Annotated in this window: 28 protein-coding genes and 3 tRNA genes; 15 read left to right on the forward strand and 16 right to left on the reverse strand. The window is 67.9% G+C overall.

What is annotated here, in order from left to right:
• Positions 1 to 449: 449 nt before the first annotated feature.
• The 5 genes from OG876_RS15225 to OG876_RS15245 form a co-directional block, all read right to left on the reverse strand.
• Positions 450 to 1,475, reverse strand: coding sequence for an FUSC family protein (locus OG876_RS15225; protein WP_328525503.1), 1,026 nt, complete (start codon positions 1,473 to 1,475; stop codon positions 450 to 452).
• A 402-nt stretch (positions 1,476 to 1,877) separates the two neighbouring features.
• Positions 1,878 to 2,375, reverse strand: a complete 498-nt coding sequence (locus OG876_RS15230; protein ID WP_328525504.1) for a hypothetical protein — start codon at positions 2,373 to 2,375, stop codon at positions 1,878 to 1,880.
• Between the two features lie 42 nt (positions 2,376 to 2,417).
• Positions 2,418 to 2,663: a type II toxin-antitoxin system RelE family toxin gene (locus OG876_RS15235; RefSeq protein WP_328525505.1), complete on the reverse strand. Its 246-nt coding sequence runs from the start codon at positions 2,661 to 2,663 to the stop codon at positions 2,418 to 2,420.
• Positions 2,660 to 2,950: a DUF6247 family protein gene (locus tag OG876_RS15240; protein WP_328525506.1), complete on the reverse strand. Its 291-nt coding sequence runs from the start codon at positions 2,948 to 2,950 to the stop codon at positions 2,660 to 2,662. Before OG876_RS15240 ends, OG876_RS15235 begins: the two co-directional genes overlap by 4 nt.
• 572 nt (positions 2,951 to 3,522) lie before the next feature.
• The gene (locus OG876_RS15245) at positions 3,523 to 3,777 is read right to left on the reverse strand and encodes a hypothetical protein (RefSeq protein WP_328525507.1); all 255 of its coding nucleotides are present in this window, start codon (positions 3,775 to 3,777) and stop codon (positions 3,523 to 3,525) included.
• Positions 3,778 to 4,017: 240 nt separating this feature from the next.
• On the opposite strand from OG876_RS15245, the gene OG876_RS15250 reads away from it, so the two are divergent.
• Entirely contained in the window at positions 4,018 to 4,665 is a 648-nt protein-coding gene (locus tag OG876_RS15250; RefSeq protein WP_328525508.1) for a histidine phosphatase family protein, read from the forward strand.
• An 87-nt stretch (positions 4,666 to 4,752) separates the two neighbouring features.
• Here OG876_RS15250 and OG876_RS15255 read toward each other — a convergent pair.
• The 4 genes from OG876_RS15255 to OG876_RS15270 form a co-directional block, all read right to left on the reverse strand.
• Positions 4,753 to 4,825 (reverse strand) — tRNA-Phe (locus tag OG876_RS15255).
• A 44-nt stretch (positions 4,826 to 4,869) separates the two neighbouring features.
• Positions 4,870 to 4,946, reverse strand: a tRNA-Asp gene (locus tag OG876_RS15260).
• A gap of 59 nt (positions 4,947 to 5,005) precedes the next feature.
• Positions 5,006 to 5,078: transfer RNA gene (locus OG876_RS15265), tRNA-Glu, on the reverse strand.
• A 124-nt stretch (positions 5,079 to 5,202) separates the two neighbouring features.
• The gene (locus OG876_RS15270) at positions 5,203 to 6,366 is read right to left on the reverse strand and encodes a hypothetical protein (RefSeq protein ID WP_328525509.1); all 1,164 of its coding nucleotides are present in this window, start codon (positions 6,364 to 6,366) and stop codon (positions 5,203 to 5,205) included.
• 127 nt (positions 6,367 to 6,493) lie between these two features.
• Here OG876_RS15270 and OG876_RS15275 point away from each other — a divergent pair, with 127 nt between their 5' ends.
• Both OG876_RS15275 and OG876_RS15280 read left to right on the forward strand, forming a co-directional pair.
• On the forward strand, positions 6,494 to 7,444 hold the full coding sequence (locus tag OG876_RS15275) for a hypothetical protein (RefSeq protein WP_328525510.1): 951 nt from the start codon (positions 6,494 to 6,496) through the stop codon (positions 7,442 to 7,444).
• Positions 7,445 to 7,461: 17 nt separating this feature from the next.
• A complete protein-coding gene (locus tag OG876_RS15280; protein WP_328525511.1) occupies positions 7,462 to 7,812 on the forward strand; it encodes a metallopeptidase family protein in 351 nt (116 codons plus the stop codon).
• On the opposite strand, the gene OG876_RS15285 is transcribed toward OG876_RS15280, so the two are convergent.
• Positions 7,809 to 8,537, reverse strand: coding sequence for a polyprenol monophosphomannose synthase (locus tag OG876_RS15285; protein ID WP_328525512.1), 729 nt, complete (start codon positions 8,535 to 8,537; stop codon positions 7,809 to 7,811). The two genes, OG876_RS15280 and OG876_RS15285, sit on opposite strands and share 4 nt — an antisense overlap.
• Positions 8,538 to 8,581: 44 nt before the next feature.
• The gene (locus tag OG876_RS15290) at positions 8,582 to 8,932 is read right to left on the reverse strand and encodes an STAS domain-containing protein (protein ID WP_328525513.1); all 351 of its coding nucleotides are present in this window, start codon (positions 8,930 to 8,932) and stop codon (positions 8,582 to 8,584) included.
• Between the two features lie 254 nt (positions 8,933 to 9,186).
• Here OG876_RS15290 and OG876_RS15295 point away from each other — a divergent pair, with 254 nt between their 5' ends.
• The gene (locus OG876_RS15295) at positions 9,187 to 9,930 is read left to right on the forward strand and encodes an SDR family oxidoreductase (RefSeq protein WP_328525514.1); all 744 of its coding nucleotides are present in this window, start codon (positions 9,187 to 9,189) and stop codon (positions 9,928 to 9,930) included.
• Positions 9,931 to 9,956: 26 nt separating this feature from the next.
• The gene (locus OG876_RS15300; protein ID WP_442914177.1) at positions 9,957 to 10,670 is read left to right on the forward strand and encodes a DNA alkylation repair protein; all 714 of its coding nucleotides are present in this window, start codon (positions 9,957 to 9,959) and stop codon (positions 10,668 to 10,670) included.
• Position 10,671: 1 nt separating this feature from the next.
• Here the strand turns inward: OG876_RS15300 and OG876_RS15305 are convergent, their stop codons facing one another.
• Positions 10,672 to 12,156: an MFS transporter gene (locus OG876_RS15305; RefSeq protein ID WP_328525516.1), complete on the reverse strand. Its 1,485-nt coding sequence runs from the start codon at positions 12,154 to 12,156 to the stop codon at positions 10,672 to 10,674.
• Between the two features lie 15 nt (positions 12,157 to 12,171).
• Entirely contained in the window at positions 12,172 to 12,939 is a 768-nt protein-coding gene (locus OG876_RS15310) for a hypothetical protein (RefSeq protein ID WP_328525517.1), read from the reverse strand.
• A gap of 220 nt (positions 12,940 to 13,159) precedes the next feature.
• Between OG876_RS15310 and OG876_RS15315 the strand changes: the two genes are divergently transcribed.
• The 6 genes from OG876_RS15315 (at position 13,160) to OG876_RS15340 (ending at position 18,479) form a co-directional block, all read left to right on the forward strand.
• Positions 13,160 to 14,008, forward strand: a complete 849-nt coding sequence (locus OG876_RS15315) for a DUF4397 domain-containing protein (protein ID WP_328525518.1) — start codon at positions 13,160 to 13,162, stop codon at positions 14,006 to 14,008.
• A 71-nt stretch (positions 14,009 to 14,079) separates the two neighbouring features.
• Positions 14,080 to 14,688: a class F sortase gene (locus OG876_RS15320; protein WP_328525519.1), complete on the forward strand. Its 609-nt coding sequence runs from the start codon at positions 14,080 to 14,082 to the stop codon at positions 14,686 to 14,688.
• 79 nt (positions 14,689 to 14,767) lie between these two features.
• Positions 14,768 to 16,132 carry a S41 family peptidase gene (locus OG876_RS15325; protein WP_328525520.1) on the forward strand — a complete coding sequence of 455 codons (1,365 nt, stop codon included), beginning with the start codon at positions 14,768 to 14,770 and terminating at the stop codon, positions 16,130 to 16,132.
• A gap of 29 nt (positions 16,133 to 16,161) precedes the next feature.
• Positions 16,162 to 16,779, forward strand: coding sequence for an L-threonylcarbamoyladenylate synthase (locus OG876_RS15330; RefSeq protein WP_328525521.1), 618 nt, complete (start codon positions 16,162 to 16,164; stop codon positions 16,777 to 16,779).
• A gap of 83 nt (positions 16,780 to 16,862) precedes the next feature.
• Positions 16,863 to 17,822 carry a penicillin-insensitive murein endopeptidase gene (locus OG876_RS15335; protein WP_328525522.1) on the forward strand — a complete coding sequence of 320 codons (960 nt, stop codon included), beginning with the start codon at positions 16,863 to 16,865 and terminating at the stop codon, positions 17,820 to 17,822.
• A 12-nt stretch (positions 17,823 to 17,834) separates the two neighbouring features.
• On the forward strand, positions 17,835 to 18,479 hold the full coding sequence (locus OG876_RS15340; RefSeq protein ID WP_328525523.1) for a nitroreductase family protein: 645 nt from the start codon (positions 17,835 to 17,837) through the stop codon (positions 18,477 to 18,479).
• A gap of 1 nt (position 18,480) precedes the next feature.
• Here OG876_RS15340 and OG876_RS15345 read toward each other — a convergent pair whose 3' ends face one another.
• Together OG876_RS15345 and OG876_RS15350 are read right to left on the reverse strand one after the other, a co-directional pair.
• The gene (locus OG876_RS15345; protein WP_328525524.1) at positions 18,481 to 18,975 is read right to left on the reverse strand and encodes a DNA polymerase ligase N-terminal domain-containing protein; all 495 of its coding nucleotides are present in this window, start codon (positions 18,973 to 18,975) and stop codon (positions 18,481 to 18,483) included.
• Positions 18,972 to 19,787 carry a SigB/SigF/SigG family RNA polymerase sigma factor gene (locus tag OG876_RS15350; RefSeq protein WP_328525525.1) on the reverse strand — a complete coding sequence of 272 codons (816 nt, stop codon included), beginning with the start codon at positions 19,785 to 19,787 and terminating at the stop codon, positions 18,972 to 18,974. Before OG876_RS15350 ends, OG876_RS15345 begins: the two co-directional genes overlap by 4 nt.
• Before the next feature lie 131 nt (positions 19,788 to 19,918).
• On the opposite strand from OG876_RS15350, the gene OG876_RS15355 reads away from it, so the two are divergent.
• Positions 19,919 to 20,290, forward strand: coding sequence for a VOC family protein (locus OG876_RS15355; RefSeq protein WP_328525526.1), 372 nt, complete (start codon positions 19,919 to 19,921; stop codon positions 20,288 to 20,290).
• Between the two features lie 257 nt (positions 20,291 to 20,547).
• Entirely contained in the window at positions 20,548 to 20,724 is a 177-nt protein-coding gene (locus tag OG876_RS15360) for a hypothetical protein (protein WP_328525527.1), read from the forward strand.
• A 30-nt stretch (positions 20,725 to 20,754) separates the two neighbouring features.
• Here OG876_RS15360 and OG876_RS15365 read toward each other — a convergent pair whose 3' ends face one another.
• A complete protein-coding gene (locus tag OG876_RS15365) occupies positions 20,755 to 21,825 on the reverse strand; it encodes a serine hydrolase domain-containing protein (RefSeq protein ID WP_328525528.1) in 1,071 nt (356 codons plus the stop codon).
• A 90-nt stretch (positions 21,826 to 21,915) separates the two neighbouring features.
• On the opposite strand from OG876_RS15365, the gene OG876_RS15370 reads away from it, so the two are divergent.
• Positions 21,916 to 22,848 carry a LysR family transcriptional regulator gene (locus OG876_RS15370; RefSeq protein WP_328525529.1) on the forward strand — a complete coding sequence of 311 codons (933 nt, stop codon included), beginning with the start codon at positions 21,916 to 21,918 and terminating at the stop codon, positions 22,846 to 22,848.
• Positions 22,849 to 22,993: 145 nt separating this feature from the next.
• A complete protein-coding gene (locus tag OG876_RS15375; RefSeq protein ID WP_328525530.1) occupies positions 22,994 to 23,740 on the forward strand; it encodes an SDR family oxidoreductase in 747 nt (248 codons plus the stop codon).
• Position 23,741 lies beyond the last annotated feature (1 nt).

Below are 23,741 nucleotides of genomic sequence, written 5' to 3' on the forward strand. Positions count from 1 at the left end.
CGTTGGGCGGCGCCATCGCGCACCAGATGCCTGAGTTGGAAGTCAGCGGCTCGGGCCGCCGCCGCACCTCGTGCAGGCGATCGCCGGGCACGCGGACACTCACGTCACGATGACGATCTACCCGCACGCGTCGCTAGAAGACCAGCGCAAGGCGATCGAACAGCTCGCAAAGGCGGCCGCCGGATAAGCGTTGCGGTAACTGCGGGAGAATCGGCGGTTCTCAGATCAAGAAACCGCAGGTGAGAGAGGTGGTCAGGGGCGGTCTCGAACCGCCGACCTTCCGCTTTCAGCTCGACGGCGGTGCCCAGGGTGCATGGCTGCATCGTTGTCGGGTAGGGCTCGCCGAGCGGTCTCGTCGGTAGCTGGTGCTGGCCACTGCGGTCATGGTTGCGGTCGGACGGGTATCAGCTTGGAAGCGGGGCGTGTCTGCAGGCGTGGCGCCGTTCTGCTCAGCCGGGTTGGCTGGCGCTGGCGAGTTCGGGTTGTGGGTAGCGCCTTGCCACGCGGTCGCCGATGGCATGGAGGATGGCTAGTCCGATGATCAGGATGCCTATGCCTGCGAGGATCTGGACCCCACGCTGCTCTGCTTCGAACGCGACGTCGTCCGGGGCGGCGAAGTAGAGCACGAGGGAGAACGTATAGAGGCCGTACATCCGCCAGTACGTCGCCCGTTGGGTGACAGCGAGCAGGAACGCGACTATGGCGAGCGCGGTCAGGACCCAGGCGGGCGGAGCGATGATCGCAACCAACACCGCAGCTGCTGCACCGAGGGCGGTGCCGAGTGCCTTCTCGCGGATGCGTTCCCTTCGGCCCATCAGCAGGTACATGACCAGGATCAGGATCGGCTCCGGGACCCAGTACGGTTCGGTCCACGACAAAGCGACCCCGAGTGCGGCTGCGGCGCCCAGCACGGCGCCGAACGCGAGCGCGATGAGGACGGTGACCGGCAGCGAGTAGCGGTCACCCTCGACCACCGGCGGTGCACCGAAGCGGCGAGCGATGACGATGCCGTATCCGGTCCCGATCGCGACGATGACGCCGAACGTGACTGCGGCGGATCCGGTGGAGACCGGCGTCACGAACGTGGCGGCGTACGGTGCCATCAGCAAGGCTCCGAACCAACCGAACCGGAACCCGAACCCGGAGACGAGACCCGCGATCGCCAGGAGCGCTACCCACGACCAGTCGTAGGCGGTGTATGCCCCCAGCCCAGCGACCAGCCCGATCCCGGGCGTCAGATAGACCAGTCGGCGGGTGCCGCCGAGCTTGGTCCCCAACGCGCCCCACAGCACGCCGGTGAACAGCGCTGAGACTCCCAGTTGACCCACGAGTGCGCCGACTACCACCGCCGGCAGCACAGCCCCGACCACCACCGCGCCGAGGACGTGCAACAGCCGTCTAGCACCAGACGGCTGCTCGGCAGGGGTTCCAGAGGCGTGGGGATCCACGGGGTCGACGGACTCGCCCTCGCTCACGGCGCACCACCCCCAGTGCGAGTGTGGCGCACCGGTCTGACGATCCTACTCCGGCACCGAGACGTCCGGACTTACCGCAAGTCCACGGTGACGGTGTACATGGAACCCCGGACGAAGGGGGTTGACCGCCGAACATGGAAGCCACACGACACGTGGACGCCAACTGGGGCGGCCAGCCTGTGCAACATCCGTGCAACTACAGATGGTCGCTGAGGGGGATTCACGGAGACTGGCGGTTGGGCCGTAGTGGCCCGATTCACGCTTAAGAAAGGTGGTCAGGGCGGTCTCGAACCGCCGACCTTCCGCTTTTCAGTTCGACGGTGACTCTCGTGCTGCTGGTGAGAACCTCGCCTGGGGGTCGCTCCGTTGAGCCAAGTCGGTTACTAACGCCGGCCACGGTCTTCATCTCAGATACTTCCTAGGCGGATCATCGACGTGCTCCTCCCAGAGTCTCGCCACCTTCTCGGTCTGGTTCTGCAAGTCGAGTCTGTCCACCTGGATACGGTGGTCAGCGGCCGGCGGGTTCGCTGCGTGGGCCTCGTAAAGCATTCGGAATTCATGGTCAGTCAGCCAGACTTTGCGGGACGCCGCACGCCATATCGCCTCCGGGAACTCGACCGTCATGTGCACAATCAGGCACCCGGGCAGCTCCCGTCTGTACAAGTGGCAGGTCTCTGGCGTGAGGACGTCAGAGAAGACGACCTCAATGCCCATGGCCACGAAATTGCGAGCCAGGCTGCACGCGTTTGTCAAGCCGAGCCTTTGCTGTTCCCGGCCTTCCTCTCCCTCCCACGGTGCGGCAGCGCCCGCGACGATCAGTTGGCGCACATCATCCACATCGATGAAGGCACATCTCGGGCGACCTTCCGCGAGGGCACGCGCCGTCACACTCTTACCCACCGCGGGCCCACCTGTGAGGATCAACGGTGGACGAGTCATAGCTCAGCCGACCCAGGTCACGTCGAAGATCCGGATCTGCTCGCGATCGTCGTCGACATGGAAGGACAGCAGCCCGAGGCCACCGAAGGTGCATTGCCGAAAGCTCGGCTCATCTCGATCGAGGATTTGGGTCTCCCACGGCGCACCGACCAGCTTGCTGACACGTTCGACCAAAGCGTCGAATGCCGATGAAGGCAATCCTTGCAGCTGGGCCAACGCGGATGCGTGAAACTCCACGCGGTAGCTCACAGCCGATCGGGCCAGCCTGGTATCGCTTGCTCAGCCGGCACGAACTCGTCAGCTCGATCCTCGCGGGCCGCTTGCAGTGCATGATCGAAGCCTGGATCGGAGTACGCGACCGCCCGCAGGTGCCAGAGGTGCAACACGTCCCGCAGCTGCTGAAAGCGCCACACCTCGTGGGCAGCGTCTAGAGCGCCGTGGTACTCGCTGAGGAACTGCTCATGCCACTTCGCCGGCAATAGGCGGAGGATCTCGCTGGGGTCGTCCGGCGAGCTCTGCATCGGCTCAGCAGTCATGGCACCAGATTACTCTGAGCAGACCCTCCGCGTATCAAAGCTATCCACACCCGACCGAACTGACCGGCGGTCCCGGCGAAGTGGTTGGCGGTTCCCAGAGCGAGAAAACCGTAGGTGAGAAGTGTGGTCAGGGGCGGTCTCGAACCGCCGACCTTCCGCTTTCAGTTCGACAGCGGCCCTGTGGCACCATACGGCCGCCGTCCTAGACGATGAGCTCCCAACTAGCCCTGGCGGTTGCTGTCGCCCGCTGTTGCGGTCTCGGTTGCGGTCACCGAAGACTTCAGTGGGAACGAAAACCTGTAGCCGTGGTTCCGGGAAGCCGGGCGCGCCGTGACGGGTCAGTTGAGCCGAAGAGATCCGGCCCCTGCTCGGTCGCTGCAGTCCTGAGCCCCGATCGAAGGCAAACTTCGGGAGTGCGCCGGTCGCCACGGAACTTCGGGTTCCAACAGCCAACACTCAAGTTAGCGCCCGGCCACGGAGTAGGTGTCAGTTTGACCCTTTAAGGGCATCGGAGATCTCTGAAAGATCACCGGCCCTGCGGGGTACGACGATCCTTACGGGACCGCAGAGGGCTACGGGAACAAGAGGATCAGGACTACAGCCAGGAAGACGCCGACGAGGAAGTACGGAACGGCGGCACGCCAATAGGCCTTGCTGTTGCCGGACTTCCGGGCGCCTCTGATCACGTAGTACGCGCAGCCGACGGCGACGAACATGCAGAGCGTGCCGACGACATCCCGCTTCCAGGCCCAGGTGACCGCGGCGAGGATGATCGCGGCGATGACGCTCTCGGCGATACGGCTCGCTGAGTTCTGCTGATCGGCCACGGTGGCCCTCCCGAACGTCCCCCAGGCCGGCACGACAATGCTAGTCGCGGAGTCAGCCCCTGTCGCCGGGTCCGCAAGCGGAGGGTGAGGAGCTGCCGGAGGGGCTGCTTCTACCGCCCTGCCGGCGCCAAACCTCTCCTCGTCATGACCCAGATGGGACCCGTGCAAAGCGTCTCCCCGGCGTGTATCGCTGACTGGTGAGAGGATCTGACCCTGCAAGGGTGGGCCCGAAGGAGGGTAATGAGATACATCTACCTCGTCGCGCATCCCGAGGCACAGCATCACGTTGACGGCCTCGTTGGGGGCTGGTACGACTCAGATCTGACAGCCCGTGGGCGCCTGCGGGCCGAACGCATTGCCGAGGTCCTGGAGGGCAGGATCGGACTCGAGCCGGTCGAGGTCTATTCCTCTGATCTGAGTCGAGCCAGCCAGGCGGCAGAGCGAATTGCTCGGAGGTTCTTCGTCGAGGTTCAGACTGATGCGCGGCTTCGCGAGAGGTCCAACGGTGAGGCTGACGGGCGGCCCCACGCGTGGCTCGCCGAGCGCCGCATCCCACTTCCGGAGTACGGCGATCGCCTCGGCCATCACGACGGACCGGCCGGTGCGGAGACACGAATGGCGTTGGTCGAACGCCTGTACCCGGCTCTCGACGACATCCTCCGTCGACCAGTCGCGAACCAGATAGTGGTGTCTCACGGGTCGGCGTCGAGCTATCTGATTGCTGCCTGGATCGGGATGCCGATGACGTTGACAGACCGGGTCTTCTTTCCGCTGACTGCAGGCGGTATCACCACCCTCCGCCGCAACGACACCCACTTCAGCCATCAGGTCGTGTCTCTGAACGAGTCCCAGCACCTGCAGGGTCTTGGAGAGCCACCACTGGCGTGATCTTGGCCCCTCGCGCAGCATCCCGCCGTTGCGGTCATCTGTGGGAGGTCGGCGGTTCTCCGATGGAGAAACCGTAGGTGAGAGAGGTGGTCAGGGGCGGTCTCGAACCGCCGACCTTCCGCTTTTCAGGCGGACGCTCTACCAGCTGAGCTACCTGACCGGGAGAAAGTTCGGCGGCGGTGTGTTGACACCGCCGCCTTCTCCTGGCGACCCAGACGGGACTCGAACCCGCGACCTCCGCCGTGACAGGGCGGCACGCTAACCAACTGCGCCACTGGGCCAGATGACTCGATGATCCTACAGCATCTTCGAGGTGCTTCTGACACCGGTCTTTCGACCGTATCCCCAACGGGATTCGAACCCGCGTTACCGCCTTGAAAGGGCAGCGTCCTAGGCCACTAGACGATGGGGACTCGGACCCGCGGGAGCCGAAGCTCCAGGGACAGCCGTAAGCATAGAGGAGACCACGCCCGCAGCCAAAACGGGTTCTGGGACGGGCGCCGTACGCCCAGGGGGGAGGCGTACGGCGCCCTGGAATCAGCTGGTCGCGTCAGGGGCAACCAGCTGCGGGTACTGAGCGGCGAACAGCCCGAAGAAGTCGAGGGCCGGAAGGATGTGGCCCTGCGGGCGGGCCGAATCCGCGACGCTGTAGGCCCAGAGGGCGGACCGCATCCGCTGATTGGGTGTGCCGTGGTGGCCGTCCGCGGCAAAGCCGCAGTCGCCCAGCTGGTAGAACATCTGGCCGAACGCCTGCACCCGCTTCCACTGCATCGCGGCGCCGCGGGCGTGGGTGAGGAAGTACGCGCTGAACGCGTCCGCCATCAGCTCCGCCCAGCGGGACGCCTCAGGCCCGGGCAGGTCAGGCCGCATCAGGCCGTCGGAGTACTGAACCTGGTGACCGAACTCATGCGCGAGGATGGCCTGCGGCGCCACGTCGCCCAGTCCGACCCGGGCGAAGCCTTCCAGCACGCCGTCACCGAAGGCGATCCGCCGCGGGGACTTGCCAAGGCCGGGGACGTCCTCACCGCCGGGAGCGGCGTACGCGTTGAACGTGAAGATCGGCAGGTCGCCGTACCCGAGGGCCGGGCTGTTGAGCTCGTGTGCGACCAGGTCGGCGGAGATACGGGACGCGGCCGGGTCGAAGCCGTAGAGCACGGTGAAGACGCGGTAGTTCACCTCGGGGTCGAGCATGGCCCGGCCGTGTGCGGGCACCAGTTCGACATCGCCGGACGGGATGTCCCAGAACCTCTTCAGGTCGCGGATCGTGCGGTTGACCTGGTTGCTGAACTCGCCCCGCGCACCGTAGGTGAACGGACCGGTCTGCGGCAGGTACGCCGCATCCATGAGCGCCATGTTGAACAACAGGACGTGGAGGACCGCGAGCCGCTGCTCGAAGGTCCAGTTGGTGACGTCCGGCATGATCGCGGCCACCACCGGCGGGGTGGCGTCGGAGCACTCGTACTGGGTCGGGTCGATGGCGTCGAGTACGGCGTCCTGGATCGGGTTGTCCTCCACGCCGAGCTTCGCCTTCACCGCCTCAGCCCGTTCGCGCAGCGCCGGCAGATTGTCGACTATCTGCTGGATCTGCGGCGACAACTTCTGGGGTACGGCGTCCGCAGCCGAAGCGGACGGGGACGGCGCCACGAGGCCGAAGGTGAGGCCGAGAGCGGCGACCACCGGCCAGATCAGGCGTTTTCTCATCGGGGACTCCTGGAAACGCGGGGACTTGGGCGGCATCAGTATTGGCCGGGCGCGGCGCCCGCTACGAGGCCCCGAGCTGTCAGAAACCGGCATGGCGAGAACCTGTCGCCCGGTGGTACACAAGGGCATGGAACCGCTGCAGGCACTGGGACTCTCGGCGACAGCCGAGGCGGTCTTCCTCGATCTGCTGCAGAACCCGGAAACCACGCCGGCCGACCTGGCGACCCGGCACGACCAGGTCGAGACGTCCCTCGATGAGCTGATCGGCCTGGGCCTGATCGAGCGGACCACTGAGGCCGTCGTGGTCCGTCCGCCACGGCTCGCACTGGGTGCGCTCGCGGAACGCCACACCAGGCAGGCGGAGTTGGCCCGGGACAGCGCAGACCTGCTCTCCGAGCTCTGGAAGGCGGCCGCCGGCAAACAGGACTACCTCGAGGTCCTCCCGACGTACGCCGCCTCACAAGCGGTCCTGAATTCGGTCCAGACCGACGCCAAGGAACAGGTCCGGGCCATGACCATGGGCAACCTCGCTGCCCGCGAACTGCGGATCGTCGACGGCATGTTCGACGCGCTCGAGCGGGGTGTCAGGTACGACGTGATCTACGGCGCCCACGTCCTCCAGGACGCCAACGCGCTGCACCTGGTGCAGGCGTGCATCCAGGCCGGTGAGCTGGCCCAGGTGTTCCCGCACGTACCGCTCAACATCACCATCGTGGACGACCGGTGGGCGCTGGTCGGGGCTCGTGCCGAGGTACGACGGGGTCCGGAGTTCGTGGCGATGGTGGTCCACGACTCCCCGTTGCTGGGTGGGTTCGAGCGGATCTTCGAGGCGCTGTGGCGGATCGCCGTACCGATCACCGGCGGGACCGAGCTGAACGACGTGAAAGCCGGTCCGAGCCTGGACGCGAAGCGGCTGCTGACCTACCTGAGCGCGGGGCTGACCGACGAGTCGATCGCCCGCGAGTTCGGGGTCAGCGAGCGGACGATCGCGCGCCGGATCGGGCGGCTGCAGGAGGCGCTCGGCGCACAGACCAGGTTCCAGCTCGGCGTCCAAGCGTCCCGACACGGCTGGCTCTAGGTCACTACGCTGGCAGCGTGATCGAGATGAGTCGGGCGGACTTCGAGGGGCTGGTGGCGGAGGCGCTGGACGAGGTGCCGGGGGAGCTGGCGGCGCTGATCGACAACGTGGCGATCTTCGTCGAGGACGAGCCGCCGGCCGGGGATCGGGAGCTGCTCGGGCTCTACGAAGGCATCCCACTCACCGAGCGCGGGCAGTACTACGGCGGCGTACTGCCGGACCGGATCACCATCTACCGCAACCCGACCCTGCGGATCTGCGCCACGGTCGAGGACGTCGTCGACGAGGTGAACATCACGGTGGTGCACGAGATCGCGCACCACTTCGGCATCGACGACGCCCGCCTGCACGAACTGGGCTACGGCTAGGAGCGCGAGAACAGCAGCTTCCACGGCATCAGGGCCGACTCGAGCTGCACCTTCAGGGTCATCTTCGACGCACCCACGGTCCGCTCCTCGAAGCGGATCGGGACCTCGGCGATGCGCAGGCCGCGCTTGACCGTCCGGTAGTTCATCTCGACCTGGAACGAGTACCCGTTGCTCTCGATCGTGCCCACGTCGATCCAGCGCAGCGTGTCCGCCTTCCAGGCCTTGAACCCGGCCGTGGCGTCCTTCACATGCAGCCGCAGGATCGCGTTCACGTAGAAGTTGGCCCACGCGGACAGCGCCCGCCGGTGCCAGCCCCACTCGGCCGCCGCCTCGCCGCCTTCGACGTACCGGGACCCGATCACCACGCCGGCGTCCGTCGTCCGCAGCGTCTCCACCATGGTCGGGATCACCGAGGCCGGGTGGGACAGGTCGGCGTCCATCTGGATGACGATGTCGGCGCCTTCGTCGAGGGCGCGGGTGATCCCGGCGATGTACGCGCGGCCGAGACCGTCCTTCACCGTCCGGTGCAGTACGCCGACCCGCTCCGGCGACTCCTTCGCCAGCTCGTCGGCGATGTCACCGGTGCCGTCGGGGGAGTTGTCGTCGACGACGAGCATCTCCAGGCCGGGCAGGTTGAGGTCGGCCAGCTGCCCGGCCAGCACGGGCAGGTTCTCCCGCTCGTTGTAGGTCGGCACGACGACCACGATCTTGGTCAGCTCACCCATGACTTTCCTTTGTCGGAGACAAGGAAAACTACCGCATCCGACGATCAGAGCTGCGCCAGCGCCTCCGGGACCGTGGCGAAGATCCGGAACTGGGCGCCGAGACCGGTGACCTCGAGCGGCCGGTCGATCGGCCGGCCGACGCCGACCAGGGCCAGGGTGATGTTGTGCTCGCCGGCCAGGTTGCGGGCCTCGACCAGGTTGCCGAGACCGGCGGAACTGCAGAAGGTGACGTCGGAGACGTCGATCAGGACCAGCCGGGCCGGCGGCGCCACGGCGGCGCGGATCGACTCGGACGCGAAGTCGGTGGTGGCGATGTCGATCTCACCGGACAGCCGGACCAGCAGTACGCCGGGTTCGAGTTCCTCGATCGCAGCGTCGAAAGTGGTTCTGATCATCTCGCCATCCCGCGGGTCTCGGTGGCTTGTCACGCCGGTCTCTCCCCCGGGCAGCACCATGACCGCCGGTCGGTCCTGGCGGAACGGAACTGCCCTGCTCTCACCGTATGCCCCAACGCGCCGGCGTCACAACGGTTCTCGTGCGGATGACCTCGGAGCGTGACCTGAGCCGCTGTAAGCGCTGCCAATTGGTAGGCAAGCCTTTCGAGGACTCAAGCAAACGAAAGACCCACTCGCGGTGATACACAAGAACAATGGGCGTACTCGACGGCAAGGCAGCTCTCGTCACCGGCGGCTCGCGCGGCATCGGCGCCGCGATCGTACGGCGCTTGGCCGCCGACGGTGCTGTGGTCACGTTCACCTATGCGAGCAGCGAGGCCGCGGCCGCGGATGTGGTCGCCGAGGTGAAAGCGGCGGGCGGTGAGGCAGTCGCGATCCAGGCCGACCAGGCCGACCTGACCGCTGTCGACGAGCTGTTCGACCGCGCGGCCGATCCGACCGGCACCCTCGACATCTTCGTCTGCAACGCGGCCCAGGCGTCGGTCCAGCTGATCGCCGACGTCACCGAGGACGACTTCGACGCTACGTTCGCGGCCAACGTCAAGGGACCGTACTTCGCGCTCCAGCGCGCCGGCCGCACTCTCCCGGACGGCGGCCGGATCATCGCGATCTCCACCGTCAACACGGCCCTCCCCGGGCCGGGCATCTCCCTGTACGCCGCCAGCAAGGGAGCGCTGGAGCAGTTCGTGAAGGTCGCCGCGCGCGAGTACGGCGCCCGCGGGATCACCGTCAACACGGTGTCGCCGGGCGCGACCGACACCGACATGTTCCACGGAGCCAACCCGCCGGACGCCGAGGCAGCCCTGGTCGGCATCACCGCCCTCGGTCGCCTCGGCCAGCCGGCCGAGATCGCCGACGTGGTCGCCTTCCTGGCCGGACCCGACAGTCGCTGGCTCACCGGACAGAACATCCAGGCCAGCGGAGGGTTGCTGATCTGACCACGAAGGACCTGACCACGAAGGACCTGCTCGCCGAGGTCGACGCCGCGGCCGACCCGGCGGTGGCCGACGTGCTGTCGCGGTACTTCCAGCTGCAGCCGGGTGGTTACGGTCACGGCGACCGGATGATCGGGGTGAAGCTGTCGACCATCCGCGGCATCCTCAAGCCGTACCTGCGCGCCGGCCTCCCGCTGCCCGAGCTCGAGCAAGCGTTGACCAGTCCGGTTCACGAGCACCGGCTGACGATCCTCTGCCTGCTCGCCGACCGCGCGTCCCGCAGTCTCAAACCGCGTACGGCGAACCCGGCCGAACTCGCCGCGATCCACGAGCTCTATCTCCGCAGTACGGCGTACGTCGACAACTGGGACCTGGTCGACTGCAGTGCTCCGCAGGTCGTCGGCGGCTACGTGGTCGACAAGCCCCGGGACATCCTCTACACGCTGGTGCGCTCGGCATCACTGTGGGAGCGCCGGATCGCGCTGATCGCGACGCAGTTCCTGATCGGCGTCGGTCAGACCGCGGACACCTATGCGCTGGCCGCCGAGGTGCTCGGCGATCGGGAGGACCTGATCCACAAGGCGTCCGGCTGGATGCTGCGCGAAGCCGGGAAGCGAGTCTCGGAGGAGGATTTGCTGGCGTTCCTCGACCAGCACGCGACGCAGATGCCTCGCACCATGCTCCGCTATGCGATCGAGCGGCTCGATCCCGCCGTACGCAAGCACTACCTCGCGCTGCGCTGAGTCAGCTGGGGGTGCGGCTGTCGGCGTAGGGAGGGGCTTCGAGCGCGCAGTGGGTGTGGTGGTGCACGAGGCCCCGAGACTTGCTCGACCTCGTCTTCGGCTCGGCGAGGCTGAACCAGGCGATCGCCGCGCCGGCTATGGCCAGCACCGCCGTGATCCACAGCGCGTTGTCGAACCCGTTCTGGAAAGCCAAGGGCTCGCGGTAGCTGTCGCCGGTGATCCCGGCCGCCATCGGGATCGCGGCGACCGCCATCAGTTGCGCCGACCGTGCGACCGCGTTGTTCACCCCGGACGCGATCCCGGCGTGGTGGTCGTCGACCGACGCCAGCACAGTGGCGGTCAGCGGCGCCACCGTCGACACCAGGCCGAATCCGAGGACGACGACGGCCGGCAGTACGTCGGTGAAGTAGTTGGAGCCCGGTCTGATCCGCAGCATCAGCAGGAATCCGGCCGACATCAGCAGCGGTCCGACCGTCATCGGGATCCGGGCGCCGATCCGCTCGGACAGACCACCGGCGTACCCGCTCAGGGCGAGCATCAGCAGGGTCATCGGCAGCAGGGACGCGCCGGCCCAGAGCGCGGAGTACCCGAGGACGGTCTGCAGGTACACGACCAGGAGGAAGGTCGAGGTGCCGAGAGCGCCGTACACGGCGACCGTGACGAGGTTCGCGCCGGTGAAGCGGCGGTTGTGGAAGATGCCGGGTGGCAGCATCGGGTGCGAACTGCGGCGCTCGACCTCGACGAAGGCCACCAGCGCGAGTACGCCGATCGCCAGGCTGGTCAGGACGCGCGCGGAACCGAACCCGTCATCGCCCGCGCCGATCAGGCCGAAGGTGAGACCGGCCAGACCGATCGTCACCAGGATTGCGCCGTTGATGTCGAGCTTGCCTGCCGCTGTCTCGTCGAGGGTCTCGGGCACGTGCCGGAGAGTGACGAGGACGGTCACCAGTGCGATCGGTGCGTTCAGCACGAAGATCAGCCGCCACGAGCCGCTGTCGACCAGGCTGCCGCCGACGAACGGGCCGACCGCCGCGGCGACCGAGGTGAGGCCGGACCAGATGCCGACCGCCTTGGCGCGGTCGGAGCGCTGGAACGACGTCTGCAGGATGGCCAGGCTGCCCGGGGTGAGCAGCGCGCCGCCCATGCCCTGGAGGACCCGGCCCGCGATCATCACCTCGAGGGTCGGCGCCGCCGCGCACAGCATCGAGGCCACCGCGAACCAGATCACCCCGATGACGAACACCCGCCGTCGGCCGAGCCGGTCGCCGAGGGAGCCGCTGAGCAGGATCAGGGCGGCCAGCATCAGCATGTAGCCGTTGACGATCCACTGCAGGCCGGCCATGCCCGCGTTGAAATCCTCACCCATCGCCGGCAGAGCGACGTTCACCACCGTGCCGTCCAGGAACGCCATCCCCGACCCCAGCGCCGTCGCGGCGAGCACCCACCGCCCCCGGCTGGTCCCCAACGCGATCCAGTCATCGCTCATGGGGTCAGCCTAAGGTCAGCGCGGTAGATCCAACTGCAGTACGACGAGGGCTTTGCTGGCCGGGATGTTGGGCAGGATTCCGAGCTTCGGGGGATCGCCGACCGCGCACCGGGTGTCGGTCATCAGTGGGCAGACGGCATTGAGCAGTCCACCGGTGACGGTGAAGGTGGTCGGCAGGGTCCCTTCGGTGATCGCGGTGAGCGGCCGGATCGCCGCGCCGGCCCGCTCCGGTTTCGACTGCGTACTGCGGACCACCGAGCCGGACAGCCGGTACGTCAGATGGACCCTGGTGGCGGCCGTCGTCAACGGAAGGTCGGCCGAGCCGGTCACGGTGGTGTTCTGGACCGGAACCGACTGGTCGTCGGCGAGGACCTTGAGGTTCGTCACCTGCGGACTCGTCTTGGCCATCATCCCGGGCAGGTGCTCGCCCGAGGACGGCACCTGGAGCTGCAGGATGTTCATGGCCTCGGGCAACATCACGTCCTCGGTCATGTCGAAGGTCCCGTCCTTGCGCGGTACGGCGATCAGCCGGATACCGGGCTTGGTCACACCGGGACCGGGGCTGACCGTGCCGCCGGCCTCCGGGGTGGGCGTCGCCGAGCCGCGGTCGATGCCGGGACTGGGTGCGACGGGGCCGCTGCCCCCGTCCGTGCAGGCGGCGGTCGCGCTCAGCCCCAGCATCAGCGCGGCCGCCGCCAGCACCCGCACCGTGGTGCGGGTGAGGTCCTCCACCCCCGTTGACGAAGGGAGGAACTCACGAGCCGGACCAATGCGTCCCGACATGAGTCATCGCCCCCCAAAAACGGACCTGGCCGTTACCCCTGGCGGCCGGATCGGACTGGGGCTTACGATACGCCCGAATTAGAGGGGTTCGGCAATTGTTGCCGTATTTTTCCGTGAACGTCGGAGGGGGCGCAAAATGCAGGAACGGAGCGTGTCCGGACAATTTCGGGCTGTATCGCGACGGGTATTAACGAGAATTCGTGGTCCGGTATTTCGAAGGGTGATTCCGCTGTTCCTGGCAGTCACCGTCGCGGCCGCGCCGGCGGTGCTCGCGACGCCGGCGCAGGGGGCGGCCGGCGCCAACGTGTACATCGTCCAGGGTCTGCCGGGGCGCACCCTGGACATCAGCATCGACGGCCACTCGGTGGCGACCGGGGTCAAGGCGGCGCAGCTGGTCGGGCCGTTCGGGGTTGCTGCGGGCAAGCGGATGATTACTGCCAAGCAAGGCGGGAAGGTGGTCATCCAGCGTCAGGTGACGGTCGGATCCGGGGCCAGCATGGACGTCGTGATCCACCAGCCGGCCTCGCCGACGGGGGCGCCGGTGATCACCTCGTACGTGAACAAGCTGAACTCGGTCCCGAAGGACAAGGCCGCGCTCCGGGTCGCGCACACCGCGGCGGTCGGGCCGGCCGACATCGTGGTGAACGGCAAGGTGCTGTTCAGCAATGTCGCGAACGGGGAATCACTCGACGTAGTCGTTCCGGCGGCCACGTACAAGGTCGAGATCGTGCCCACCGGCGCGACGTCACCTGTTGTTCTCGGTCCGTTGGATTTGCCGGCGAAGGCTGGTTATCTGACCCGGGTATTCGCGGTCGGCGCACCGAGCCAGAAGACGATGACGGTCGCGGTCGGCACGATCAAACTCCCGGCCTCGGGGTCGGGCACACCGAACCTGGTGAACACCGGGACCGGCGGGCAGGCGGCAGGGCTTGACCAGGCGCGAAACTCTGCCCCGTCCAACGAGTCCGGCCTCTGGGTCGTGGCGCTGCTGGCCGCACTGTTCGCGGCCGTGGTGACGGTCCGGACGGTGGCCGGCCGCAAGGTCGCGCGAAAGGTGGCACGTCGCTGAAACGGTGGCTGATCGGGCCGGTGCTGTGCGGTGTCGTCCTGGCAGGTTGTTCCGGCCAGGACGACAGTGCCATGCCCAGTCCGGGTACGGATGGCGGCACCTCAACGCCGGCGCCGCCGTCCGTACCAGGATTCAGTTCCGAGATCACCCCGACGATTCCCACGCCGTCGGATCCGATGACCGCGCCGCCCGGCCGGGTCGGGACGCCGGCCCCGAGTCAGCGGATCCGTTTCGTCCCCGAACAGGTCGTGCTGCCCGGCGGCGCGAGCGCACCGGTGCTTCCGGCAACAACCGTCAACGGTCAGCTCCAGGTGCCGGCGGAGGCTCAGCGGGTCGGCTGGTGGGATGGTGGGGCCGAGGCCGGTGATCCGTTCGGCTCGGTGGTCCTGGCCGGTCACGTCGACAGCAAGACCGAGAGGTTCGGCTACTTCGCCCGGCTGCGGCGCGTGCAGGTCGGCGAGGTCGTCGTACTCAATGGTTCGGGGCGCACGGCGTCGTACAAGGTGAAGTCGATCGTGTCGGTGCCGAAGGACGCGCTCGCGACCAAGAGTGGCGCCTTCACCCAGACCGGTGACCACCGGCTGGTTCTCATCACCTGCACCGGACCGTACAACGCCTCCCGGGGCGGCTACGCGGACAACCTGGTCGTCACGGCGATGTCGCTCGGCCTGGCGAAGTAGAACGGTGGTGTTAGCTCCACCTCTGGTTGGGGTGATCCCCTCCTGTCGCTGAGGCCGGCCGCCGACCAGGCTGACGACTATGACTCTGACGACTTTCCGCCCCGCGCGCCGCTTGCTGGTGGCCGTCGGAGCCGCCGCCGGACTGGTGGCGGCTCCGTTGTCCGCTCCACTCGCCGCTACCGCCGCGGGATCCGCCAACGGGGTGTGGACGATGGACGGCTACGGCACGATCGTTGCCGTCGACAACGGTAAGGCGAAGCTCTACCAGACCACGAGCATCAGCTGTACGCCGGCCGCCGAGTACACCCAGGACGGCAGCACCTTCGCCGCGGACGGCGAGCAGTCGTTCACCTTCGCCGTCCGCCGGGATCGCGCGGAGCTGCGGCTCGAGGGTGATGTCGGGGAGCGGCGCCTGCGCCGGGTCCCGAAGCTCCCAGCCGCGTGTTCGATGCCAGGGGCAACCGGTCCGCTGGCTACCTTCGATCAGTTCTGGACTACCTTCGCGGAGAACTACCCGTTCTTCGCGGCCAAGGGCATCGACTGGACCGCGGTCCGCGCGAAGTACCGGCCGCAGGTGACCTCCGACGCGGCGCTGTTCGACATCCTCACGGCGATGATCCACCCGCTGGGTGACGCGCACACCGGCATCAGTACGCCGGACCGGGACTTCGCCGGCGTCCGGCCGGGGACGACGTTTCCCACCTTGGAGCTCGAGACGAACGTGATCCGCCCGTACATCGAGAACACCGCGTTGCACGGCGTCCGCTACACGTCGTACGCGAACGACCGGATCGGGTACGCCGAACTCCCCGGCGGGATCGGATACCTCCGGGTGATCGGCTTCCTCGGGTACGGCGACATCCCGCACTACGACCCGGAGCGGGCGGTGCTCGACCGGACCCTGGACACGATCCTCGCGACCAAGCCGCGCAAGCTGATCCTGGACCTGCGCCTCAACGGCGGCGGCTCGGATCAACTCGGACTAGACCTGGCATCCCGGCTGACCGCGCGCCCGTACTTCGCCTACTCCAAGCGGACCCGCAACGACCCGGCCGACCCGTCGTCGTGCACCGCGCCGCAACCGGCGTACGTCGTGCCGTCCGGGAAGTCGAGGTTCACCGGGCCGATGGCGATCCTGACGGGTGGATCGCAAATGAGCGCGGGCGAGACGTTCACGATGGCGATGATGAACCGCACGCCGCGGCCGATCCGGATCGGCGAGAACACCCAAGGCGTCTTCTCCGACACCATGGACCGGACCTTGCCGAACGGCTGGACGTTCTTCCTGCCGAACGAGGTGTACCGCACGGCCGCCGGGACGTCGTACGACGGCGCCGGGATCCCACCGGACATCCGGCGACCGGTCTTCACACCGGCCGAGCTGAAGGGCGGCCGGGACTCCGCGTTCACCACGGCCGTGGAGTACCTGCGCCGCCGATCCTGACGGAGTCCGCAGCGGTAGGCTCGGCGGCCATGGCCAGGTATTTCGACGTGCATCCGGAGAATCCGCAGCGGCGGTCGATCGGGCAGGTGGTGGACCTGCTGCGCGACGGCGGGCTGATCGCCTACCCGACGGACTCCTGTTTCGCGCTCGGCTGCCAGCTAGGGAACCGGGAAGGGATCGACCGGATCCGCACGATCCGGCACCTGGACGATCGGCACCACTTCACGCTGGTGTGCCAGGACTTCGCACAGCTCGGGCAGTTCGTGCACATCAGCAACGCCGTCTTCCGCTCGATCAAGGCGGCGACGCCCGGGAGCTACACGTTCATCCTGCCGGCGACCAAGGAAGTACCGCGCCGGCTGCTGCACCCGAAGAAGAAGACGGTCGGGGTGCGGATCCCCGACCACGTGGTCACCCAGGCCCTGGTCGCCGAGCTGGGCGAGCCGCTGGTCTCCAGCACGCTGCTGCTCCCCGACCACGACGAGCCGATGACGCAGGGCTGGGAGATCAAGGAAGAGCTCGACAACCAGATCGACGCGGTCATCGAAGGTGAAGCCGGCACCGAACCCACCACGGTGATCGACTTCTCCGACGACGTACCCGAGATCGTCCGGGTCGGCGCGGGGGACCCGACGCCGTTCGAGTGAGGTCTTGCGGTCGGCAAGATTGTGCCCGATGGTGGCTGGTGAACGTTAGTCGGTAACGCATCCTCACCCGCCCCGGAGGAGCCATGAAACGTCTCGTGTTCGCGCTGCTGGCCGTCGTCCTGCTGGCCGGTCTGCCGGCCCCGGCGTACGCCTATGCCAACGCCTTCTTCCCGACCCAGAGCAGCGGCAACCGCGGTGCCGACGTCCAGGCGATCCAGTACCTGCTGCAGTACAACGGGCACTCCGTGGCCGCGGACGGCGTCTTCGGCGCGACCACGGTCACGGCGGCCAAGGCGTTCCAGACGGCCAAGGGGCTGGGCGTCGACGGGATCGTCGGGCCGCAGACGTGGACGGCGTTGACGCCGACAATCGGATCCGGCGACAACAACGCGGCGGTCAAGGCGTTGCAGGTAGAGCTGAACGCCAAGCGTCGGCTGAGCCTGCCGGTCGACGGAGTATTCAGTACGGCGGTCCGCGACGCGGTGGTGGCGTTCCAGTCGCACGCGGGAATCGGCGCGGACGGTGTCGTCGGCCCGATCACGTGGCGCAACCTCGCCTGGCACTACGACTACCCGGACTTCACTGCGAACCTGTGCGACCAGGACCCGGACGGCAACGGTACGGCGGCCAACTGGGCCACGGCCGCGGCCGTCGCCGAACTGGAGCAGGGCGCTCGTGCGTTCGCGTCGACCGGCCAGGGTCAGGTCCCGTACGGCGATGCCGGGTTCGAGCACGGTGGTGACATCCCCGGCCACAGCAGCCACGACGTCGGACTGGACATCGACGTCTGGCCGATCCGGACCGACAACGCCCAGTGCACCGCGGGCCGGATCACCTGGCAGTCGGCGACGTACGACCGGGCCGCGACCCGCCAACTCATCCAGTCGATCAAGGCGGCCGCGCCCGGCCATGTCCGCCTCATCTTCTTCAACGACCCGACCCTGATCAGCGAGGGCCTGACCACTCAGTGGCCCAACCACGACAACCACCTGCACTTCCGCTTCTGCGAAAAGGTCCACCCCAGCTCTCTGCACACCTGCTGAGATAGTGGTGCGGTGACCACACTCGATCTGTCGCCCGACGAACTGCTGACCACGACTCGCACGGTGCGGAAGCGGCTCGATCTGGAGAAGCCGGTTCCGCTCGAGCTGATACGTGAGTGCATCGAGATCGCGCTGCAGGCACCGTCCGGGAGCAATCGGCAGAAGTGGCACTGGGTGGTGATCACGGATGCGGACAAGCGGGCCGCGATCGGCGAGTACTACCGCCTCGCGGTCGAGAAGTACCTGGCCGGTCCCGGAGCCGCCGGGAAGTTGTACGCCGACGATCCCGTGCGCGGGCCCATCCAGCGCCGGATCGGGGACGGCGTGGCCTACCTGGGCGAGCGGATGGGCCAGGTGCCTGTACTGGTGATCCCGTGCCTCGAGGCCGCCTCGCTGCCCGCGGGGAACCAGGCCGGCCTCTGGGGCTCGATCCTCCCGTCCGCGTGGAGCTACATGCTCGCCGCCCGGGCCCGCGGCTTGGGTACGGCGTGGACCACCCTGCACATGAACTACGAACAAGAGGTCGCCGACCTGCTCGGGCTCCCGGAGGAGATCCGGCAGACAGTGCTGATCCCGACCGCCTACACGATCGGGACCAACTTCAAGCCCGCGCCTCGTCAACCGCTCGACGACGTCCTCCACCTCGACACCTGGTAGATCAGGAGGCGGCCATCTCCTCGATGGTCAGGCCGCTCAGCACCGAGCGCGGCTCGGTGACGGTCAGATCCACGGCCGGATCGGCCTCGGCGTCCCGGACCTTGACCAGCAGCCAGTCCTCGCCGGTGCGGGTGAAGGCCCAGGCGCCGTTCAGTTTCACGCCGTGCAGTTGCACCTTGAGATGCCCGCGCTCGATCGCCACCGCCGGGTCGACCGGCTGGTGACGATCGTCGCGGGTCAGGTTGGTGAAGACGCCCGCGTCCCAGACGATCACCGCGCCACTGCCGTACTGACTGTCCGCGATCACGCCCTCGTAGGAGGCGTACTCCAGGTCGTGGTCGGTGGTGAACACCGCGAGCCGTTTCACGGTCGGATCCAGTGACGGCCCGCGTGGCACCGCCCACGACTTCAGGACGCCGTCGACCTCGAGCCGAACGTCGTAGTGCAGCCGCCGAGCGTCATGCAGCTGCACCACGAAGATGGGCTTGGGGCTCAAGCCGCAGCTGCTGTCGGCGGTTCGATCCGGCGCCGCAGCCGGCCGAGGATGCCGCGGAGCAGGCGGGAGACCTGCATCTGGCTCACCCCGATCTCGGCGCCGATGTCCGCCTGGGTCTGCTCCTCGACGAACCGTAAGGTCACGATCCTACGCTCGCGCGGTGGCAGGCTGTTCAGTGCCGGTTCGAGCACGGCGACGTTCTCGAACCGTTCGTACGATGTGTCGTCGACCGCGAGGGTCTCGGCCAGCGGCACGGCGTCGTCGCCGTCGAGCGGACGGTCCAGGGACATCACCGCGAAGCATCCGTCCGCGGACAGCGCGGCGGTCACTTCCTCGACGTCCGCGCCGATCGCGTCGGCCAGCTCCCGCAGGGTGGGCTCGCGGTGGAGATCCTGGACGAGTCCCGGCCGGGCCGCGCCGATGGATCCCTGCAGCTCCTGCAGCCGCCGCGGGATCCGGATGGTCCACGAGCAGTCGCGGAAGTACCGCTTCACCTCACCCCGGATGGTCGGTACGGCGTACGCCAGGAACGGGGTGTCCGTGGTCGGGTCGTAGCTGTGCGCGGCCTTGACCAGGCCGAGGGACGCGACCTGGTTCAGGTCGTCGGCCTCCACGCCGCGGCCGTGGAAACGGGACGCGATGCTGTGGGCGATGCCGAGGTTGAGTTCGATCGCCTGCTCCAGGAGTGCCTGGCGGACCTCGTGGTCGGTAGCGGCCGCGCGCCGGCTGAGCAGCGATCTGGTCTCGTGATCCCGCCGCTCGGCCGGATCGGTCGGCGGCTCGGGGGTGGTGCTGGACTGTACGGTGTTCATTTGGGTCTGACCTCGCGACTGGAGTCACGGCGCGGCACGAGTCTGGACCGCGGTCAGAAGGTTCTGGTCACCGTTCTACCCCATGCGGCGGGGCTTAAGCATCCGTACCGCCTTGACATAGGTTGCAGGTCATGGACTGGAAGCTGGAGTTGGTGTCTGTGCCGGTGTCCGACGTGGACCGGGCCAAGGCGTTCTACACGGACAAGGTCGGCTTCGTGGCCGACCATGATCATCGGGTCACCGACGAACTGAGGTTCGTTCAGCTGACTCCGCCAGGTTCGGCCTGCTCGATCGCGATCGGCAGCGGTATGGACCAGGCCGAACCCGGCTCGGTCCGCGGGCTGCAGATCGTCGTACCCGATGTCGCGGCCGCTCGGGACGAGTTGCTCGCCCGCGACGTCGAGGTGTCGGACCTGCAGGAGTTCCCGTGGGGGCTGTTCGCCTTCTTCCAGGACCCCGACGGGAACTCCTGGGCCCTGCAGCAGATCACCGCGCGTTCCTGAGGATTCCTCACTCCGGCGCCGGCCGGATCCCCTGGCCTACGGGCGATTCTGTGCGGTCGTGTTCGGTTCGCGACCAATCCGAATTACCGCTAACGGCGCGTCACGTGGCGGTTGTAGGGTGGCCTTTGGTTGAGAAGCCAGCCCCCCGAAGTTGGCTTTGTTTCCCTGCGAGGGCGACGATGACCGATCTTCAGCACCACCCCAGAGCAGTACGACGCCATCCCACCACTTCCGCCCCTGTCCAGAAGTCAGGTGCCATGCCAGTAGCCACTTCCCCGGCTCGGCCCACCGCCGTTCAGGTCCGCCTCGGCGGCCGCTGGATCGCGGGGCAGGAGCTGGGCCGCCGGACCGGGGCGGCCGGGGCCGACGAGGTGCTCGTCAGCCACCACGGCCACCTCGTCTGGGTCGACGAGCAGTCGGTGCGCGAGTCCTAGCAGCTGAGAACCCTTGCAGCACAGGGGATTTCAGCAGAGAGCTTTCGCAACCAGATTGCCGATCTCGACCGCCGACGCCGACTGCGCCGGGTCGAACAGCACCCTGGTCAGGCCGAACGCGACGCCCGAGCGCGTGTCGGCCCAGCCGACGCTGCCTCCCATCCCCGGCATCCCGAACGACGTCGGACTCTCCTCCGCCGACGACCCGAGCCGGCCGATCGGGTAGCCCAGCGCCCACGTCGCGGGATTGCCCATCAGCTCGTCCGGCGCGGTGAGTGCCGGTCCGGTGATCTCCGCGACCGCCTCCGGGCGGACCAGCCGGACACCGTCCACCTCACCGATCAGAGCGGCGTACAGCTTGGCGATGCCGCGCGCGGTCAGCACGCCTTCGGAGGGGATCTCGGCGGTGAGCTGGTCCGGGCGGTTACAGCGGGCGGCGCGCGGGGTGAGGTCGGGCGGAGTGACCTTGGCGAACAGTCCGGCCACCATCGCGAACGTGTCCTCGGCGCCCTCCGGCTCGACCAGCGTCGCGACCCGGTGCAGCTGGTTCTGCGGTACGGCGAAGTACACCTCGTCGGCGATCCCGAGCGGCTCGGCGATCTCCCGCAGTACGTCGGAGATCCGCCGGCCGGTAGCGCGACGGACGATCTCGCCGACGAGGTAACCGAAGGTCATGGCGTGGTAGGTCATCTTGGTGCCCGGCTCCCACCACGGCTCGGCCGCGGCCAGGTACGACGTGATCTTCGCCGGATCGGTGAGGTCGTCGGCCGTGGTGTCCGGGGCCAGCGCGGGCAGGCCGACCGAGTGGGTCAGCACGTGCCGCAGGGTCGCCTTCTGCTTGCCGTTGGCGGCGAACTCGGGCCAGAGGTCCGCGATCGGAGCGTCGTACTCGAGCACGCCGCGGTCGACCAGCACGTTCGCGACCGTTGCGGCGGCTGCCTTGCCGGTGGATGCCGCGTAGAGGAGCGTGCCCGACGTGATGTCGCCGGCGACCGCATCGACGACCAGCTCACCCTGGTAATAGACCGCCACCTGCAGCCCGAGCTCGGTCTCGACCAGCTCGTCGAGCCGCCGCTGCACCTGGTCCTGAAGGTTCGTCACGATTCCCATCCTGTCTCTCTGAGATGCTCTCGTGGACTAGTCGGAGCCGTGCTCGCGTGCTTGACGTCGGGTCGGTGCCAGACTGCCGCTGTGGAATTGCGGCAGCTGGAGTACTTCGTGGCGGTGGCGCACGAGCGGAGCTTCACGTTGGCCGCTCGGCGGTTGCATGTCGTGCAGAGCGCGGTGAGCGCCGCGATCGCCGCACTGGAGCGAGATCTGAAGGTCACGCTGTTCGAGCGGAGCGCCCAGCGCGTGGTGCTGACCGAGGCGGGTACGGCGCTGCTCCCGGAGGCGCTCGCGGTGATGGACGCCGTCCAGGGCGCTCGTGATGTCGTCGACGAGCTGGGCGCCGGGATGCGTGGAACCGTGCGGGTCGGGCTGCTGCCAGGGCTCGGACTGGTCGATCTGCCTGCGGCGGCCGGTGAGTTCCGGCGGCGGTACCCGAACGTCGAGCTGCAGCTGCGGGTCGACGCCGACGGCTCGGCCGGTGTCATCGTCGGGCTGCGCAACGGCGACATCGACGTCGGCTTCCTCGGGATCGCGGCCGGGAGTGTGCCGCGTGAGCTGACCGCCTGGGAGCTGCTCCGGGTCCCGCAGGTCCTCGCGGTCCCGGTCGGGCATCGGCTCGCGCGACGGCGGACGGTGACGCTGGCCGATCTCGCCGACGAGGCGTTCGTGGACTTCCCACCCGGCTTCGGTACCCGGACGTTGATCGACCAGACCTTCGAGGCGGCCGGGATCGCGCGGCATGTCGTGGTCGAGGCGCTCGGCATCGAGAACGGCGTGCAGTTCGTCGCCCATGGCGTGGGCCTCGGCATCCTGCCCGGGTACGCCGTGAGCGGGGTGGACGAGATCCGCGTCGTACGGATCGCCGACGAGTCGTTCCAGTGGTCGCTCTACATGGCGACGCTGAAGAAGCGGAAGCCGACGGCCGCGCTCCGGGCCCTGCTCGGCCTGGTCAGCACCCACCTCCGCCACCCACCCGGCACCGAACTCGGCCGCGCCGTGGATCAACAGAATTGATTTACCCATTCCTCCACAACCACCGGGCCCTGGTCTTTTGGATCAACAGAATTGATCTACCCATCGACTTGAGTCGTTGGACTTGATGCATCCTGCGGAGCAGGATCGAGATGTCAGCAAGACATCGAGATCGAGGAGCAGGACGATGACCGAGAACACCACCGCCGGACGGGTCGCGATCGTGACGGGTGGATCGAGCGGGATCGGCCGCGAGGCCGCCGTCCGGCTGGGGCGGGACGGCTACGCGGTGGCGATCGTGTACGTCAACGGCCAGGCCAACGCCGAGGAAACCGTCAAAGAGGTCGAGCAGGCCGGCGGCCGGGCGATCGCGGTCCAGGCCGATGTCGCGGACGAGACCGCCGTGGCCGCGTTGTTCGACCGGACCGAGCAGGAGTTCGGCGGGATCGACGTGGTCGTGCACGCGGCCGGGATCATGCCGCTGGCACCACTGGCCGACCTCGACCTGGAGGTCTTCGACCGGATCGTCCGCACCAACCTCCGCGGCACCTTCGTCGTGGACCAGCAGGCGGTCCGGCGACTCCGCACCGGCGGCGCGCTGATCAACATCTCCAGCTCGCTGACCAAGCTGGCTCGCCCCAACTACTCCGCGTATTCCGCCACCAAGGGCGGCGTCGAGGCGATCACGCTGATCCTGGCTCGCGAGTTGCGCGGCCGCGACGTCACGGTCAACGCGGTGGCCCCCGGCCCGACCGCGACCGCACTGTTCTTCGACGGCAAGTCGCAGGAACTGATCGACCGGATCGCCGCGGAGCCGCCGCTGGAGCGCCTCGGCCAGCCGTCCGACATCGCCGAGATCATCGCCTTCCTGGCCGGCCCGGCGCGCTGGATCAACGGGCAGGTCATCTACGCCAACGGTGGCTCGGCCGCCTGAA

This window comes from Kribbella sp. NBC_00359, from assembly GCF_036097425.1.
Taxonomy (GTDB): Bacteria; Actinomycetota; Actinomycetes; order Propionibacteriales; family Kribbellaceae; genus Kribbella.

Excerpts from the sequence above, each read along its gene's own strand:
- OG876_RS15240 (WP_328525506.1), bottom strand. The coding sequence starts at position 2,950 with ATGACTGCTGAGCCGATGCAGAGCTCGCCGGACGACCCCAGCGAGATC.
- OG876_RS15250 (WP_328525508.1), top strand. The coding sequence starts at position 4,018 with ATGAGATACATCTACCTCGTCGCGCATCCCGAGGCACAGCATCACGTT.
- OG876_RS15270 (WP_328525509.1), bottom strand. The coding sequence starts at position 6,366 with ATGAGAAAACGCCTGATCTGGCCGGTGGTCGCCGCTCTCGGCCTCACC.
- OG876_RS15275 (WP_328525510.1), top strand. The coding sequence starts at position 6,494 with ATGGAACCGCTGCAGGCACTGGGACTCTCGGCGACAGCCGAGGCGGTC.
- OG876_RS15285 (WP_328525512.1), bottom strand. The coding sequence starts at position 8,537 with ATGGGTGAGCTGACCAAGATCGTGGTCGTCGTGCCGACCTACAACGAG.
- OG876_RS15290 (WP_328525513.1), bottom strand. The coding sequence starts at position 8,932 with ATGATCAGAACCACTTTCGACGCTGCGATCGAGGAACTCGAACCCGGC.
- OG876_RS15295 (WP_328525514.1), top strand. The coding sequence starts at position 9,187 with ATGGGCGTACTCGACGGCAAGGCAGCTCTCGTCACCGGCGGCTCGCGC.
- OG876_RS15305 (WP_328525516.1), bottom strand. The coding sequence starts at position 12,156 with ATGAGCGATGACTGGATCGCGTTGGGGACCAGCCGGGGGCGGTGGGTG.
- OG876_RS15310 (WP_328525517.1), bottom strand. The coding sequence starts at position 12,939 with ATGTCGGGACGCATTGGTCCGGCTCGTGAGTTCCTCCCTTCGTCAACG.
- OG876_RS15320 (WP_328525519.1), top strand. The coding sequence starts at position 14,080 with ATGCCCAGTCCGGGTACGGATGGCGGCACCTCAACGCCGGCGCCGCCG.
- OG876_RS15325 (WP_328525520.1), top strand. The coding sequence starts at position 14,768 with ATGACTCTGACGACTTTCCGCCCCGCGCGCCGCTTGCTGGTGGCCGTC.
- OG876_RS15330 (WP_328525521.1), top strand. The coding sequence starts at position 16,162 with ATGGCCAGGTATTTCGACGTGCATCCGGAGAATCCGCAGCGGCGGTCG.
- OG876_RS15335 (WP_328525522.1), top strand. The coding sequence starts at position 16,863 with ATGAAACGTCTCGTGTTCGCGCTGCTGGCCGTCGTCCTGCTGGCCGGT.
- OG876_RS15350 (WP_328525525.1), bottom strand. The coding sequence starts at position 19,787 with ATGAACACCGTACAGTCCAGCACCACCCCCGAGCCGCCGACCGATCCG.
- OG876_RS15355 (WP_328525526.1), top strand. The coding sequence starts at position 19,919 with ATGGACTGGAAGCTGGAGTTGGTGTCTGTGCCGGTGTCCGACGTGGAC.
- OG876_RS15360 (WP_328525527.1), top strand. The coding sequence starts at position 20,548 with ATGCCAGTAGCCACTTCCCCGGCTCGGCCCACCGCCGTTCAGGTCCGC.
- OG876_RS15375 (WP_328525530.1), top strand. The coding sequence starts at position 22,994 with ATGACCGAGAACACCACCGCCGGACGGGTCGCGATCGTGACGGGTGGA.